The 1,364-nt window shown below is 53.7% G+C and carries 1 protein-coding gene; it reads right to left on the reverse strand.

The window, feature by feature from the left end; translation table 11 throughout:
- The coding region (locus EKM91_RS13715) for an oxaloacetate decarboxylase subunit alpha (protein WP_225419546.1) at window positions 1-1,364 on the reverse strand (1,364 nt) is incomplete at both ends.

The raw sequence follows: 1,364 nt of genomic DNA on the forward strand, positions 1-1,364 counted from the left end.
GAGACAGTTTCCAGCGGTACGTCGTAGAAGCGGTCTTCACGCCGGCCTAAGAAGTCGCGGCCTTGTTCTGGGAACAAGCCATACATCAAAACATCTTCCATGCTCTTAGCATAAGGCTTGGCGCCGGCTTCAAATTCCGGCATTTGCGGCTTCAATAAGTCCGCCGGCCGGGTGGTGATCACCTCATCGTCGCCGATGATTTGGTGTTGGATCTTTGGCGCGATCGCCACCGGCGGGCGGCCGTACATGCCGCGGACATAATCTTTGATCTCATTGGGGATCAGCTTGTAGCGTTGGCCGCTTAGCACATTCATCAGCGCTTGGGTGCCGACCATTTGTGATAATGGCGTCACCAGTGGCGGATAGCCAAGATCGGCGCGCACCCGCGGCACTTCTTCTAAGACATCCAGATACTTGTCTTCGTTGCCTTGTGCTTTTAACTGGGCCAACAAGTTGGACAACATCCCGCCAGGCACTTGATATAACAAGGACTTCGGCTGCACATCTTTGACCCGCGGGTTCAAGCCGCCTTCATCACGGAAGCGGTCTCTGATCGGGCCAAAGTAATCCGCGATTTCTGCGACTAATTTTTGATCGACTGGGGTGGTATAGCCTAAGTCATTTAAGGCCACCAAAGTGGATTCAGTCGCCGGCTGGCTGGTCCCGCCAGCAAACGGGGAAATCGCCGTGTCGATGATGTCTGCCCCGGCTTCAACCGCCTTGAGATACGTCATTTCTGCCATTCCGGCAGTTGCGTGCGTATGCACTTCCAGCGGAATGGTGATCTCGGCTTTGATGCCAGATACCAGATCATAAGCCTTTTGCGGCGTTAAAATCCCGGCCATATCCTTGATGCACAAGGAGTCAGCCCCCATATCTGCCATTTGCTTGGCGAGTTTCACGAAGTAGTCGATCGTGTGGAACTCACTGGTGGTATAACAAATCGCCAATTGGGCATGCCCGCCAGCAGCTTTAGTCGCCTCTAAGGCGGTCTTTAAATTCCGCACATCATTAAGCGCATCAAAGATGCGAATGATGTCGATGCCGTTTTCCACGGACTTTTTGACAAAAGCCGTCACCGCATCATCGGCGTAGTTCTTGTAGCCCAGCAGGTTTTGGCCCCGCAACAGCATTTGCAGCTTGGTATGCGGCACATGCTTGCGGATGGTCCGCAGGCGCTCCCACGGATCTTCATTCAAGTAGCGAATACACGAGTCGAAAGTCGCCCCGCCCCAAACTTCCAAGGCATGATAACCGGCGGCATCCATCTTGTCGAGGATCGGCAACATATCTGCGATCGGCATCCGCGTTGCGATCTGGCTTTGTTGGCCATCGCGCAACACCGTTTCCATAATTTCTACTTT

Origin of the sequence: Lacticaseibacillus baoqingensis, assembly GCF_003946165.1 — a bacterium.
GTDB classification, from domain to species: domain Bacteria; phylum Bacillota; class Bacilli; order Lactobacillales; family Lactobacillaceae; genus Lacticaseibacillus; species Lacticaseibacillus baoqingensis.